Source organism: Shewanella sp. 10N.286.52.C2 (assembly GCF_002874545.1).
Classification (GTDB): Bacteria; Pseudomonadota; Gammaproteobacteria; order Enterobacterales; family Shewanellaceae; genus Shewanella.
Window position 1 is genome coordinate 18,529 of the sequence record NZ_MCTV01000014.1, and the last position, 15,001, is coordinate 33,529.

Below are 15,001 nucleotides of genomic sequence, written 5' to 3' on the forward strand. Positions count from 1 at the left end.
TATGAATAACTTACTCATTATTGAAGATGATAGCGCCTTAGCCGCCGTGCTCGCCAGCCGCTTAAGCCGTCATGGATTTAACTGCGTGCAATGTAACAGTGCGGAGCAAAGCTTATTAAAAGCCCGCCAGCATGCACCGAGTCATATTTTATTAGACATGAAATTGGCCGATAAGAATGGTTTAGCGTTAATCACCCCGCTGCGCCAATACCTGCCTAACGCATTAATCGTATTACTAACAGGCTACGCCAGTATTGCCACTGCAGTTGAAGCCATCAGATTAGGTGCCGACAATTACTTAGCCAAACCCGTTGATACCCAAACCTTATTAAACGCCCTCAATGTTAGCCCCAATGAGCAAAATGAGCCGTTATTGTCTGAGCAGCCGATTTCGCCCAAGCTACTAGAGTGGGAGCATATTCAACAGGTTCTGACCGCCAATAATGGCAACATTTCTGCCACGGCAAGGCTATTGGGGATGCACAGAAGAACGCTGCAACGTAAATTACTGAAAAAGCCCATTACTGACACGCGATAAAGGCCCTAGTGGCTGCTATATACATTTTTCAGCCCCTAAAACTGTCACCATGGGATTTGACTTCAGTTTACTTAATTAATCGCAGGCTAAGGGCACGCGGAAACTGTCGCCTTTGGAAGTGGCTAAAGCGCCTATGGTACAAAAGACCAAATGACTGATAGCCAATACTAAAGTAAGCATGACTCCCATTAAGCTAAAGAAAAGAATAAAACTAATACTATAACCAACGACACCAGTGAGAAACCAATTCAACGCCTCTTTTGATTGTGCTTGGATATAGTCATCATCTTGTTTCACAAACAACAATACCAGCGCCGGAATGAAGCCGAAAAACAAGGTGCCAACCCAACATAGTCGCGCCATATTTTTCGCATCTTGGGTAATTTCATTGATGACTAATTCCGTGTCTTGGCTCATGGATAATTCCTTTATACACATCCAATTCGCACTGTGAGTGCTAGGTACAGAACTGGTGTATGAGTTTAGTGGCGTTTATTAAAAACATTAAAAGTGAATACAAGAAAACAGCAATGAAGGTCTGATAGGAAGTCATCGATATCCATATCTGGCTTAAAATAGTTATCCTTCACTATTTGTACTTTTATTTGTATTTGTGTTTGTGGCCTAATTACCGCTAGCGACAAAGTAAACCAGTAAAATTAAGTTTAAAATATAAGCAGCGCCGCTGGCAATAAGTCAAACTAGCGACTTTAAAACCCCATGATAAAATAACCATAATAAATATAAGATCTTAATTCCCCCTTCACTACAGCTTATCGACCATTTCCCCCCTCTGTTTTCAATCAGCTATAAACAACATTTTGATTAAACTTTTGCCGCCAATTGCCGATATATTTGTATGGCGCTTTCTTTTGAGAATGAAGTCATAAACCTAATGGTTTAATGCTGGGATCAAACGCAATTTATTCACCTTCAAATAACGTTGCGATTCTTTTTTATTTGTAAGAAATCCAGAATATGGCTTGCGCCGAGGATGTAACATGAAACAAATTAGCTTTCGCAAAGTCGATGCAGTACTAATTAAACTCAGCCTAAATGGTAAATTTTGGCTGGTATGTTCGCTCGTCACCTTACTTACCACCGCCATTGCACTGACAAATTACTTTAATAATAAGGCCCACATAAATCAGGCATCGCAACAATTTGCCCAAACAACTATTGATGCCTATGCCCACAGTGCCAATGCCCAAAACTTATCAGGCGATGCACTGGCTGATTTTGCCCGACAAATAAATGCCTCTGTCGGTTATATGAGCGCCACCAAACGCAGCGGCGATAACATTACTGTTAGCGCAGCTGTAGGTAATCAAACCCTAATAACCACCCTTAATGTCGCCCAATTCGAAAGCACAGCCAAGTCAGATGCCAGCACTATGTTAATGATGGCCTTGTTGAGCTTATTGCCCTTTTATCTGGTTTGCTATTGGATTTCGACCTCCCTTGGTGGCGGCTTATGGGATATGTATATTGCCATTAAGCGCCTTGCAGATGGCGATTTAAGCCAGCGACTTAACTTTTTTGGCAGTGATGACTTTAGTTTAATCGCCCGTGAAATTGATCGCAGCGCCGATAATATGAGTGAAATGGTGTCAGCCATTGCAGTTAATGCTGAAACACTAGCTGGTGCTGCGGTTGAGTTTAATCAACAGGCGCAACAAAGTGAGCAGTTAACCCAGTACCAACATGATTTTTTAGATACGGTATCAGTTGCTATGGCGCAAATGACCGCAGCCATTGAGGAAGTATCCCACAATGCCTCGAATACCTCTGAGCAGACTCAGCTCAACTCAGCCCAAGCTAATAACAGCCAGGTGCAAATTACTGAAGCCGTTACCCGTATTAGCACCTTAACAGGCAGAATTTCAGAAGCCTCAAGCTCAGTGGCTGAGTTATCTACCGCCGCCGCTAATATCGGCGCTGTGGTCACCACCATTAACAGCATTTCAGAACAAACCAACCTGTTAGCCCTAAATGCTGCTATTGAAGCGGCTCGCGCCGGTGAGCAAGGTCGAGGCTTTGCCGTGGTTGCTGATGAAGTGCGCACCTTAGCCAGTCGCACCCAGCAAGCCACGGTTGAAATTCAAACCATGATTGAGGGACTGCAGCAAGACACTAATACTCTTTCGCACATCACCACCGATATTGTGGCGCAGGCAGATAAAGGCCGTAATGCCATTGAGTCTGTCGGTAACGATGTGGATCAAATGGTTGGCTCTATTAGCCATGTGTTTGATATGAGTAGCCAAATAGCAACCTCATCAGAGGAGCAAAGTGCGGCAGCGCGAGATATTGCTGGCCAGCTTAAAGATATTCGCGGTCAAGCAGAAAGCATCAAGGATAGTGCGCAGCGATCAGTTAATATCGCCACCAATTTAAATGACTCTTCGAATGGTTTAGAAGGTATTTTAAAGCAATATACTTTAGCTAAGTAACAGCACTTTAGCTAAAAAATAACGATATAAACAGCTAACCTAAAGCAAAGTTAGCCCTTTGCTTTAGGTTGCTGGTTTTAAGTTGTTTTATTTTTAAACTATTGTTTTTTTCACTAAGCCACGTTACTGATCCACACCGTTTGATAGGGCTCAAGTAACATCACTGCGTTAATGTCTGCAATCACCTCACCATCAATGAGATCAAACCAGGTTTCAGTGCCAATTAAATTCAGTTCAGCCAACGGCAGCTCCATCACTTGATCGGTAATATTACTGATACAAAAAATACTTTGTCGTCTATCACGGCTTTGACGCCAGAAACCAAATAACTGTAAACCTAAATGCAACGTAAACTGGGTCGCATTAGGGTTAAATGCTCGCTGCCGTGTACGAATACTAATTAGCTTAGTTAATGATGCCAGCACTTTACTGTGCTGATTATTATCATCGGCCAATAATCGACTTAGCTCTTCATAGTCCCAGCGATGACGGTTAATAGCCCGGTTATGGGAGGTATTGGCTAGCTTTTCATAATCATTGCCAGTGCCTAACAAGCTATGAATATAAATACCTGGTATGCCCTCAAGCCCCAGCATAATCGCGTGGGCGCAGCTAAAGCGAGCTAAACCAAACTCATCTTTACCTTTCACTGTGCCTTGTAAGGCGTCAATTAAAGCAATGTTCATTTCATAGGGCTTTTGCTCCCCCTCTTCAGAGGTGCGGCTAGATATTTTGCCGCCAAATGACACCATGGTTTCCACTAGGGTGTTAATTTCATCCTCATCTAATAAGCCTTCAGCAGGCCTTAGCCCTACACCATCGTGGGAGGCAATAAAGTTAAAGTAAGTGGTGCCGTCCTGCGCGGGCGGCATACTCATCTGCCAACGTTTAAGGTATAAACAACTGCCAGTGATCAAGGTATTAATCAATAACGGCGGCAATGAAAAGTTATAAATACAATGGGCTTCGTTAGCATTACCAAAATAGGTTAGGTTTTGGGTATTGGGTATGTTGGTTTCGGTGATCACCACCGCATTATGTTGCGCATGCTCAATAAGGGTGCGTAGTAATCTAATCACTTCATGGGTTTGCACTAGATTAATCGATTTAGTGCCGACGATTTTCCATAAAAACGCCACTGCATCTAAACGGAAAATATTCACGCCTGCATCAAGGTATTGTCTGATGATCTTCACAAACTCCAGCAGCACTTGCGGGTTTCTAAAGTCAAAATCCACTTGGTCATGACTAAAGGTGCACCACACATGCTGCAGACCTTTAGCGGTATCTGTGGGCCTTAGTAAATCAGATGTCCGTGGCCGCACTACCGCAGATAAATCATCCTCAGGCTTAGCGGTAAAAAAGTAATCATGACCTAGGCCCTCACCTTTAATGAAGTTTTGAAACCACGCGCTACGGCTAGAGCAGTGATTAATCACTAAATCAGACATTAATCTGCGTTTGTTGGCAATTAACTCAATATCCGACCAATCACCTAAGGCATCATTGACACTTGAGTAATCAATTACAGCAAAGCCATCATCCGAACTATAAGGAAAGAATGGCAAGATATGCACCCCATTGATGCACTCAAGGTAGTTATCCATAAATTCTGCAAGAATGGATAACGGCTTTTGCCCCTCTTGAATAATGCTATCACCATAGGTGATCATGATGACATCGTGCTGCGACCAATGATTGGCATAGGGATGTGGCTCATCACAATCGACACTAATATTCATGGTGTTAATCAATTGCTCAGCAAGATCATCCTCTGACACATCTAGTGTGATATCTTGATAAATACAACCTAACTGCTGAATTAGCTTTTGCTTAAGTGCATTAATGTCTGCCATTTTGACCTCTTCAAACCTGCGAGCTTGCCCTGCTCGCGGGTATCCTAAAATCTCACTCATAATTACATAAACTCTGCATTATCAGCCTCTACCGCTTCTTTGAGCTGCTCAAGCACATCAGGCATAGCGCTGATCACCCGGCTCCATGTTGGCATAAAAGGGGTTTCCATTGGGTTATCAAGAAAACGCTGCCCAGCGGTCACAATATTTTGGGCAAACATTTCTACGGCTTTTTCTTCAGTATGGATATCGGTGGTGAGCCCATTCATAAGCGCATCATTATGGTAAGTTTCCACATAATCGAGGGCGATACGATAATAGGTCGCTTTTAGGGTTCTAAAGGCTTCGGTACTAAAGGTTTCCCCTTGGGTAGCCAATTTACGATAAAACGCCTTGGTGATATCAATCGACATTTTTGATAAGCCCGCTTCCGCATTATCTAGGGATAAATCCTGATGTTTGTGATCGTAATTATCCGCAATGTCCACCTGACAAATACGGTTATGAGCATAGTTACGATGCATCTCACTCAGCACCCCAATCTCTAAGCCCCAATCACTGGGAATACGTAAATCGTTTAACACATCACGTCTAAATGAAAACTCACCGGCTAATGGATAACGAAAGCTGTCCATATATTCTAAATAATCATTATGACCCACCACTCTTTGTAAGGCTTTAATCAATGGCGTGACCAATAGTCGAGACACGCGGCCATTAATTTTGCCGTTGGACATGCGGGCATAAAAACCTTTACTGAACTCGTAATTAAACTGTGGATTGGCCACCGGATATAACAATCTTGCCAGCAGGGATTTTTCATAGGTGACAATATCGCAATCATGCAGTGCCACTGATTCCGTTTTGCCGGACGCCAAAATATAACCCATGCAGTACCAAACGTTACGGCCTTTACCGAGCTCTTTCGGCGCAAGGCCCAACTCACTTAATTTAGCATCAAGGGCTTGCAGTCTGGGGCCGTCATTCCAAAGTACTCTATGGTGTTGTGGCAGCTGATTAAAAAAACCCAGCGCCTGTTTATATTGCTCTTTATCGGCCCTATCAAGCCCAATCACAATTTCATTTAAGTAAGGCACGTCTTTTAATTTACTAATAATTGCAGGTAAGGCTTCACCCTCTAGCTCTGAATACAGCGAAGGTAAAATCAGCCCTAACGGCCGCGTTTTAGCAAATTTAAGTAAGTCCTGCTCCATCTCTTCATGGGTACGCTGGGTCAGATTATGTAGGGTAGTCACTATGCCATTTTGGTAAAAATCAGCCATGTTATGCCTCCTCAAGCTTCAATGATGTTGAAGAATTTGGGTTTAAAAACAAAGCTTCTAGGCATTCTGCCCAGCCTTTAGGGCCGTATTGGCTACTTTGAATCGGTGTTGATGTGGTATCGATTTTTGGAAAAGTATGAGTGGGAGATTTAATTTGAATGGCAATATCAGCCGCCTCTAGCATGGCGCTGTCGTTACCACTGTCACCGAGGGCAATGGTTTGCACGCTGGTTTGATAAGCATTGGCATATTGCTGGGCTAACCAGTCCATGGCGCGGCCTTTATCTGTATGGCCGCCAACATGTAAGAAACGCCCGCCTTGGAGCATATTCGCGCCTAGGCTATTCATATGGGCCATAAAGGCTTGCTTTCGAGTGTCATCACCGGTCCACAATAACGGCTCAGAGTAATGCCTTACCAAGGCCAGAGTGGCTTTTTCTGGGGTTAAATCCGTTAGCTCACAAAGCTCTTCGGCTGTCAGAGATGAAAAACCAAGGTAATCTTCTGTAAATGCTTTGGCCTCGGTTTCCAGTAAGGTTAACCAATGGCTTCTTGGCTCACAAAATTCTTTTACCCAATAATACCCTTGGGTAAAGGTGTCTTGAGGCTGAGTGTCAAAGTAACCAATGGGAATGTAGATCACTGCGCCATTTTCTGAAATAAACGGTGAGTTAAAACCAATGGTTTGCTGAAACTTTTCCATTTCGGCAAACGTTTTACTGGTATTAGGGATAATAGGAATTTGCTTTTCATTTAATCCTTCAATTACCGCTATTGCGCTGGAGAAACTGTAATCAAAGTGATCAAGTAAAGTACCGTCCATGTCTGTAAATATTAGCGGTCTTGTGGTCATATTTATTCCCTTCCATTACCTAAACAATTATTCAACTGCCTAAAAATGTTTCAGGTTACATGCCAGCTTTTGGCGCTTTGCACTAAAATGGTTAGAAACTAAACATTAGACACTGAATTTATTGATTAAATAATTTATCCGAAGGGAAAGAACACATTAAAAAAAACACAGAAATGGATCATAAATGCAGGATTTTGAAACAAACTTTGCACCATTACGGTGCAAAGAGAGCGTTAAAGGTTAGCTAATTACACTTGCTAATAGGACTGCATTAGCCAAGCTGTTTTTGGTAAGGGTTATGCGCACTCAGCAGCAAGGTGCACTTTATTTTTACCTGCATATTTAGCTCGGTACAGTGCTTCATCTGCTATTTTTGCTAAATCAAATAATGACTTAGTGCTATCAATATTATTTACCACTCCCATGCTCACCGTTAAATCAAGACTAATATCGTCAAAGTGAAACGCTCGAGATGCTATGCCGTGACGCAAACGCTCTGATATCGCAAAGGCTTGATCCATATTAGTATTGGGTAACACTATCAAAAACTCTTCACCGCCGATCCTACCTATCAAGTCACTGTTTTTTAATAAGGCTTTTGCTCTTTTTGACAGCGATTTTAGCGCAAGATCGCCCACATGATGCCCATAAGTGTCATTAATGGTTTTGAAGTTATCAATATCAAACAGGATCACTGCCAAAGGTTGCTGTTTTTTTGCCGCTTTTTCAACGAGGCTCTGACCTTGGGTAAAGGTTTGGCCACGATTATAAAGCCCGGTAAGAAAGTCGATTTCTGCACGAAATTTTAACGATCGCCGCGAGAGCAATAGGAAAATAATCAAGGTTAATAACACCACAGCAGAAACAAAAAGTAGCATCAGATTAAGCTGATAAATACGCTCTTTATCTTCAACTGCTACCAAGTTTAATTCATTAATAGCAAGCCTATTCGCCAGTAATTGATTTTCAAAATTGACCAATTGGTCATTATGACCAAGCGCAGAAATGATAACTTGGTTGCTAATGACGCTTTGGTTCGCTTCCCTTTCTAAATCAATGACATCAAGCAGCGTATTAACGGCCTCAATGGGCTTAGCCTCATCCATCGCAATTATGGCATCGGCCTGTAAAATCATGCTTTGCTGGTTTTGACTAAAGTGTTTATCTTGTTTGAATGCGCGCGCCATTTCAGCCGCTTTTACTGCATCACCAATTCTTAAATAAGCTAACGCCAGATATAAGTAATTGCTGGTTTTAAAATAACTTTCTTTGGAAGTGTGGTGTAATGCAACCGCTTTTTCTAAATGCTCAATAGCAAGGGGAAAATCATTCATTCTTAGCGCCACGCGGCCGCTATTTAGATGCGCGAAAAATAATAAATCTTTGTAATCTTTAGCTTCATTGGCCAAAGTGAACTGCACCGTCAGGCTTTTCTGAGCTTTATCCCAATCCCCTAGCTTTAATGCCTCGCTAAGCATATTGTGTTGCATATTGAACATGTCTTCTTTGTCATTAATACGCTGCCAAGTCAGGTAGGCTTTTTCAAAGTTTTCATACCCTTGTTGATGTAATCCCACACGCCGATAAAGATTACCTGTCGCATTATAAATCAAAGCTTTACGGTTCAAGTTTAGCGCACTACTTTTATCAACGACTGTCAGCGCTTCGCTTAATAAATCAATGCCCTGTTGAACCGTAGTAGGCTCTGTATAACAAAAAGCATTTTGAGTTAATGTCTTAGCGAGTAATTCTGAGTTGTTATGCTGACGAGCATAATGGAGCGCGAGTGTTCTATCTTCACAGTAAACCGCAGGATCGTTAGTTTGGAGATATTTAGCAAAGGAGCGCTCTAAGTAGCTATCAATTAAGATATCAGTCACCGCCAAAGAGCTAACCAGCGCGATACCTTTATCATAACTGGCTATAGCTAATTCCAACTGGCGAGTTTTTTCGTACTGCTGGCCATAAACAAAATAATACTTTGCTTGAGATTCAGCATCAAAGTTGCTGCCTGTAAGATCAAATTGGTCTAATAACGCAATCGATTCTGCAGCAGAAAGCCCTTTAATTGATTGTTCTAATTTGAGGAAAGCATCATTGGCAACAGCACTCAAGCTTGCTAAAAAAAGCATACTGCACAGCCATGGGATAAATCTTCTCATCTACAAACAATCCATTTTTCGTTAGCTAAATAGCACTTTTGTAGTATATCGACTTAGGCGTAATATGGAATGGCTTCGCAACAAAACTCACAACCACCTACAAATTGATACAAATAGACTGACAGAACTGATACACAAGTAACTTAAACCCGATAAGCCCTTAAAAAATGCACTAGGCATAACAGCAAGAGTTAACGATGAATAGAGTCTGGGTTTACTTAGCATTGGCTAATGCTTGAGATGAATTATCTGAGTTTGCGAGAATCGTTTTGTGAGGCCGATAACAGCCATCACAAATTATTTTTTGCCATAAAAATAGTCAAAAATAACGATTTTAATGCTGTAAATTGGCGTTATTTAACAGAGCTTGGTTCGCACGATGAAGAGTAGCTGTCGAGTTCAATTAACCCTTTGAGGATAATGCCGTGATAGCGCGCTTTAATCAGTTGATAATCCATATCTGCAGCAAAATAGTAGGTGACATCTTCATCGCCAGTTTGCTCCACGGGGATCAAGGTTAACTCCCCCCAAGGTGCAAGTGTAACCGTTTGCTTTTGCTGCACATAAAACTGGTAGGGCTCGATGCCATCAGAGGCTTGCCTTACTAAGGCGAATTGCTGCCGACCTTGTAATAAATGCTCCCGAATTTGAATCGCCAAGGTATCCACATCGCGCAAAGGGAGTTCTTTTGACACATAGGTATCCACATCGCCATCAATATCGACCCGCGACTGTCGCCCTGCGTCATCAAAAGTGACTTGCATATCCCGTGAGCGAAATCCTGACACTTGTTGATGAAACTCATCCGTTAACCATTCATTAGTTGCATCAGACCAAGACAGTTCTGCCCGCTGCTGATATTGGGTGCCAATGCCTAAAATACTGGCTTCACTGTTTGACGTTACTACCGCTGATTTGCCTTGCCAATGCTCAGTTCTGGTCATTTCGCCAGTGTGTATCCCATTAAGATAAATGCTGTAATGAGCATTACGGCTGCATTGCTGGTCTGTTTCATTAGCAAGAGATTCACTAGCAAGGGCATCTTTGACGATGGCTTCATTGGCCAATGCATCACTAGCAGCTGCCGCATACAGTATGGCGAGCATCACCAATGACATAGCCACTGACTTAGATGACAGCGCCAATGAGTAAGCCAAAGTTCGCCATCTTGTGGTGCTTATATGCAATTCAGAAATTGTGTTATTCATGCTCGCCTGTTATTGATACGTCAAACAGTAAATTAAAAAACTTCATTCACATTAAGATAGAAGTTAGTTTCATTTTCACCCACACCGACATCAAAACGCAGATTAATATTGTCTTTTATATTGAAGCGAAAACCGGTGCCATAGGATGTCATTAACTCATCAGATAATTGGCTCACTTTAGGCGCAACGCTGCCCACCGCGCCCCAAAAAACCATGCCATAACGCTGAAAAATCGGTAATCGATACTCAACTTGGCCCATCATCATTTGCTCGTCACGGTAACGCCCTTTGATATAACCGCGCATGGCGTTAGAGCCACCTAGATCTGGCAGTAAATTCCAAGGTACATCGCCATCAGTAAAGTGCCCTTGCAGTTGCCAAGCGATTAATCCTGGCGCAGACATAGAGCTTAAATCAATGTAATTGGCTAACTCGACATTGTAAGTTGAAAATGACGATGATTGATCGTTTTGATACAGGCCGGCATCCACTTGAAACAACCAACCTTTAGTGGCATTTAAACGGTAATCTCGGGTGTCGTAACTACTACTCACTACCACGCCAGAACTAAAATTATTCGGCAATGTTTCAGTCGCATCTACGGCCATTTCAGGCTCAACTAAGGCTAAGTTTTCAGCACTGGCATAAATAAAATCTGCGCCAACACCAATAAAATAGTTGCTGGCAACTTCGGTCATCCACCGTGGCTTAAAACTATAAAGCTGCTCTTCAAACTCATGGTGATTTGCATCGATATTACCTTGCTCGATACCTTGGCCATAATAAACCGCCGCTTCGTTATGCAATTCTAATTGCAGCAATAAGCGCTGCTTTCCTTGATTGAAAAACGTCATGTTTTCCACTTCAACGCCGTAAGAATTATTCATCGATACAAATGAGTTCAGTACTAACGATGACGGCTGCTCCTCTGCCGCTGCGCCATCAGTTTTATATAACCCCACCATTAACAAACCTAAGCCAAACTTTTTCTCGGGGGTGTAATAAGCGGTGGGTAAATAGCTCATATCGATGGCTTTAGTGTCATCAAACTCACCATCGGCGCCAAAGACTGACAAAATATCATCAACCCATGTCGGCTGCATATCTTCTGGCGTTTCAAATAAAGGTTCTACTGCGACGCTTGCGTTAGAAAACGCCATAAATACTAGGAATAAAATCCGTTTCATAACAACTCTAATTAATGATGGGAATGGGGAGTTAATAAACACCTTGTATGCAGCCAATTGACTTGCCGAGTGCATTTTAACAGAGTTTGAGCAATAAAAAATGCCGCTATCGTTGCAATAATAGCGGCATTTATTATCAATGATGGGTTTTATCTCAAACCCATTAACTCAGAGAGTTACTTACCCCAAGGGTTAGTTGGGTCTTGTGATGGCGCAGGTCTTTTGGCGCCCGACTTATCTGAGCTACGATTTTGCGCATAAGCATCTTGTTGTCTTGGCTTATCGCTACCATAACGAGGACGCTGATTTTTAGCCTTCATCGCTTCGTAATTCTCAGTCGCTTTAGCGCGCTGTTCATCTAACAACTCAACCGTTAACTCTTGTGGCTTACGTGGCACGATACCATCAGCAAACCCGCGAGCTCTTGGCTTTAGTTCAAACTGTTCAGCAGTACCTTTTGGCATTTGCTTAAAACGATAAAGATAGAAAGACTCAACTCGCTCTCTAGCCCATTCGGTTTTTTTAAGAAACTTGATACTCGCTTCCATACTTGGATTAAGGTTAAAGCACTCCAACCTCATTGCAGCATAAAGTACTTTCCAATCATAAAAATCAACAAGCTCAGTCATCATGATGTCTAAACTCAGGCCGTGAAGTGGATTATTCTGTTGCTTTTCAGTCATGTAAGGCTCTGTAAAAAATAGTCATTAAAGGAATGCAGCTACATTTACACTGCTGTGCACATTATAGCGTTTTTAACTGCCTATATTGAGATATTTTCATAACCAATACGAAAAATATTTGAGTAGCATTATCCGTTACCCTCGCAAACTCAACACCAGTACTTTAGTAAGCAAACAATTAACCATTTGCAGCAATATAACCTTAAAACAATAACATAACAAACATAACAGTGCGGAGTGCGCAAACAAATTGTCACATTATTTATCATCTTTTACGAACGAATTGATCATATATTAACATTGAAAAATTTCGTGATTATTAACTTAAAGGAAAAATAATGTATAACAAAAAGCTACTTTCCGTCTTAGTCTCTTGTGCAATTTTGGGAGGATGTGGAAGCTCTTCAGATGATAAAGCAGAAAACAAGGCCCCTACAATTCAAGTTAATGATGTGACATTAACTGAAAAAGCCAATTCAACACTTTCTGTCATAGCAACGGATGAAGATGGCACTATTGTTAGCTATAAATGGGTTCAAACTGCAGGGCCGAGTTTAGATATCTCAGGCGAAAATACCGATACAATTACTTTTGTAACACCTGCAATTGACGTAGACACCGCTCTCAGTTTTAACATCACTGTTGTAGACAATGATGGCGCTGAAACAGCCATAGATTATAACCTTGTAATAAATCGCATTGAAACCGTTTACCAATTAACAGGTAAAGTAGCTGCAAATGGTTTTAACAATTCAAGTATTACTGCAAGTGTCGCCGCGGAATCAGAAACCACACAAACTAATGATGCTGGAGAGTTTAGCTTCACTCTGGCAATTGATGATGATGAGGACATAAATAAATCAGTCACCATTATGGTAGGTGAAACCAATGAAAAACAATTAGCCATTTTATACCCTTCCATAGAGTCAATGACCATAGCAGAACAATCTGATTCTTCAGCTATGTCGACGCTCAATCAAAACGTTCATACTCAAACAAACATAGATTCAACCAAGTTATCAATATCTGCAATTTCAACAGCGCAATATAGTTTATTAATAGCCAACAATAATGGTGAAATTCCAACTTACAAAGAAGAAGTTCAGCGACTTGAAAGCCAGTTAAACCCTGACTTGGTGCTTGAAGCCGCCGCAGTAATTAATATTATGGTTGAAAGTGAAGACGATATTTTAGAAGAAGGTATCGGCCTTATTAGTAGTATTACTAATCCCGAAAATTACAACACATTACTCGATAACATCGAAACATCGCTTCCAGGCGCTATAGAGAAAAACATTGAAGAGATAACTGAAAATCCTGAATTAACGGATCTATTAACACCAGAAAAAGTTGCCCCGATTTATTATCAAACTGATGCGGCAGCGCAAAGCTTCGTAGCACGCAGCGGTGAACGCTATGAATTTAACCAAACTGGAATCGGTAGCGTTACCAATTTTAACGGTTTATCAGAATTTGATTGGTCTGTGAATAACAACACCATCGAAATAGACTTTTCAAGAAACGCACATGGTTTGATAATCAATCAATATGTTGATTCTATCGAATCTTTAACCAATGAAGAAAAGGCACTTCTACGCTCTCATGGTTATGAACTTGTCCCTGTTGAATATAAAAATGTTAGCTCAAGCCTGACCCGCATTTTATCTGGATCTGTCATTGACACATTCCGTGAATCTTCCTTGCAAAGAGAAACTGTTCTAGCTATCAACGATGCTGATTTTCAATTCGAAGCCAAATCTTATGACTTTGAAATGGAAGATAGAAACATTTTAATGCGTAAAAGTGTCACCAGTGATAAAGCTTTTGACGCAGAGAGCATGGTTGGCCTATGGGGCTTCGAAGTATTTCGCAATAATGATCCATATAGCCCGAGTGAATTTGAAATTCTTGATTTCAACGTAAATGGCACGGGAGTCAGCTTAGATTCGGAAGATAGCTTCTCTTGGACTGTCACAGATGAGGGTTTATCGTTAAATTTTAGCGAATTTCAGCACAATATCAATTTGATTGATTACCTCGATGGGCAGTATGCAGTACTTAATGAAGTTGTAGATGTCAAAAGTGGCGATCAGATTGCTGTTGAGTTTGGTTTGGGCTTTCAAATTGAAGATGAAGTGACATTTACCGAAAACAGTGCCCTTACAGGGGAAAAGCATTATTTTCAAACCATGGTAAACCAATGGACAGCTGCATCATGGGATAACGATACATTAAAATATTGTGATAGCTACTCAACTGAAGCGCAATGTTATGCATATGGCGGCATCATGTTTGGCTTTCAAACACAGAGTGATAATATAGGAACAAAATACGCTTCACCAGTTGACCAATTCCCTCCAAATTTAACCGATTATTATAAAGAACCCCTAAATTGGGAAATTACCGAAAATGGTAATCTGCGATTCAATCATACTGGTTTGGGTTGCTATGATGATTACAGTCAAAATTGTCGCTACCGAGAATGGAACTTACTTAGCATTGTCGACGGAAAAATAGGTCAACGAATCTATGTTCAAGAAGTCGACATGAGACGCGAAGATAATCAGTCAACTGGTGAGTGGCAACCACTAATCTATCCTCGCTGGAACATGTATGAACTCATTGAAATTGAATATTTCAATAAAACTGCCGCGACTGTTGAGATGGTCGATATTGGCCAATTAGCTGTTGATTCAATTTACCAACCAGTAGCTAAAGCAACAAAAACAAACCATACGGTGTTATTTCCTTCAAAGTCTATCAATATAGAGAAATAAC

General features: G+C 41.3%; 11 protein-coding genes. 3 read left to right on the forward strand and 8 right to left on the reverse strand.

The window, feature by feature from the left end; all coding sequences use genetic code 11:
• Position 1: 1 nt before the first annotated feature.
• On the forward strand, positions 2-538 hold the full coding sequence (locus BCU94_RS06760) for a response regulator (protein WP_102439401.1): 537 nt from the start codon (positions 2-4) through the stop codon (positions 536-538).
• A 75-nt stretch (positions 539-613) separates the two neighbouring features.
• Here BCU94_RS06760 and BCU94_RS06765 read toward each other — a convergent pair whose 3' ends face one another.
• The gene (locus BCU94_RS06765; protein WP_102475954.1) at positions 614-955 is read right to left on the reverse strand and encodes a DUF4870 domain-containing protein; all 342 of its coding nucleotides are present in this window, start codon (positions 953-955) and stop codon (positions 614-616) included.
• Positions 956-1,539: 584 nt separating this feature from the next.
• Here BCU94_RS06765 and BCU94_RS06770 point away from each other — a divergent pair.
• A complete protein-coding gene (locus BCU94_RS06770) occupies positions 1,540-2,991 on the forward strand; it encodes a methyl-accepting chemotaxis protein (RefSeq protein WP_102475955.1) in 1,452 nt (483 codons plus the stop codon).
• A gap of 113 nt (positions 2,992-3,104) precedes the next feature.
• Here the strand turns inward: BCU94_RS06770 and BCU94_RS06775 are convergent, their stop codons facing one another.
• From BCU94_RS06775 to BCU94_RS06805, 7 genes are all read right to left on the reverse strand, one after another.
• Entirely contained in the window at positions 3,105-4,847 is a 1,743-nt protein-coding gene (locus BCU94_RS06775) for a sugar phosphorylase (protein ID WP_102476009.1), read from the reverse strand.
• Between the two features lie 62 nt (positions 4,848-4,909).
• Positions 4,910-6,130: a glycosyl transferase gene (locus BCU94_RS06780; protein ID WP_076538328.1), complete on the reverse strand. Its 1,221-nt coding sequence runs from the start codon at positions 6,128-6,130 to the stop codon at positions 4,910-4,912.
• A 1-nt stretch (position 6,131) separates the two neighbouring features.
• Entirely contained in the window at positions 6,132-6,983 is an 852-nt protein-coding gene (locus BCU94_RS06785; RefSeq protein WP_102475956.1) for an HAD-IIB family hydrolase, read from the reverse strand.
• Positions 6,984-7,279: 296 nt separating this feature from the next.
• Complete coding sequence (locus BCU94_RS06790) at positions 7,280-9,115, reverse strand: GGDEF domain-containing protein (RefSeq protein WP_102475957.1); 1,836 nt, start codon at positions 9,113-9,115, stop codon at positions 7,280-7,282.
• 383 nt (positions 9,116-9,498) lie between these two features.
• Positions 9,499-10,353, reverse strand: a complete 855-nt coding sequence (locus tag BCU94_RS06795) for a hypothetical protein (protein WP_347231949.1) — start codon at positions 10,351-10,353, stop codon at positions 9,499-9,501.
• A gap of 32 nt (positions 10,354-10,385) precedes the next feature.
• Positions 10,386-11,540 carry a BamA/TamA family outer membrane protein gene (locus tag BCU94_RS06800; RefSeq protein WP_102475958.1) on the reverse strand — a complete coding sequence of 385 codons (1,155 nt, stop codon included), beginning with the start codon at positions 11,538-11,540 and terminating at the stop codon, positions 10,386-10,388.
• 176 nt (positions 11,541-11,716) lie between these two features.
• A complete protein-coding gene (locus BCU94_RS06805; RefSeq protein ID WP_102475959.1) occupies positions 11,717-12,223 on the reverse strand; it encodes a VF530 family DNA-binding protein in 507 nt (168 codons plus the stop codon).
• 338 nt (positions 12,224-12,561) lie between these two features.
• Here BCU94_RS06805 and BCU94_RS06810 point away from each other — a divergent pair, with 338 nt between their 5' ends.
• Complete coding sequence (locus tag BCU94_RS06810; protein ID WP_102475960.1) at positions 12,562-15,000, forward strand: hypothetical protein; 2,439 nt, start codon at positions 12,562-12,564, stop codon at positions 14,998-15,000.
• The last annotated feature ends 1 nt before the right edge of the window (position 15,001 follow it).

Excerpts from the sequence above, each read along its gene's own strand:
- BCU94_RS06785 (WP_102475956.1), bottom strand. The coding sequence starts at position 6,983 with ATGACCACAAGACCGCTAATATTTACAGACATGGACGGTACTTTACTT.
- BCU94_RS06810 (WP_102475960.1), top strand. The coding sequence starts at position 12,562 with ATGTATAACAAAAAGCTACTTTCCGTCTTAGTCTCTTGTGCAATTTTG.
- BCU94_RS06770 (WP_102475955.1), top strand. The coding sequence starts at position 1,540 with ATGAAACAAATTAGCTTTCGCAAAGTCGATGCAGTACTAATTAAACTC.
- BCU94_RS06780 (WP_076538328.1), bottom strand. The coding sequence starts at position 6,130 with ATGGCTGATTTTTACCAAAATGGCATAGTGACTACCCTACATAATCTG.
- BCU94_RS06760 (WP_102439401.1), top strand. The coding sequence starts at position 2 with ATGAATAACTTACTCATTATTGAAGATGATAGCGCCTTAGCCGCCGTG.
- BCU94_RS06790 (WP_102475957.1), bottom strand. The coding sequence starts at position 9,115 with ATGCTTTTTTTAGCAAGCTTGAGTGCTGTTGCCAATGATGCTTTCCTC.
- BCU94_RS06795 (WP_347231949.1), bottom strand. The coding sequence starts at position 10,353 with ATGAATAACACAATTTCTGAATTGCATATAAGCACCACAAGATGGCGA.
- BCU94_RS06805 (WP_102475959.1), bottom strand. The coding sequence starts at position 12,223 with ATGACTGAAAAGCAACAGAATAATCCACTTCACGGCCTGAGTTTAGAC.
- BCU94_RS06765 (WP_102475954.1), bottom strand. The coding sequence starts at position 955 with ATGAGCCAAGACACGGAATTAGTCATCAATGAAATTACCCAAGATGCG.
- BCU94_RS06800 (WP_102475958.1), bottom strand. The coding sequence starts at position 11,540 with ATGAAACGGATTTTATTCCTAGTATTTATGGCGTTTTCTAACGCAAGC.
- BCU94_RS06775 (WP_102476009.1), bottom strand. The coding sequence starts at position 4,847 with ATGGCAGACATTAATGCACTTAAGCAAAAGCTAATTCAGCAGTTAGGT.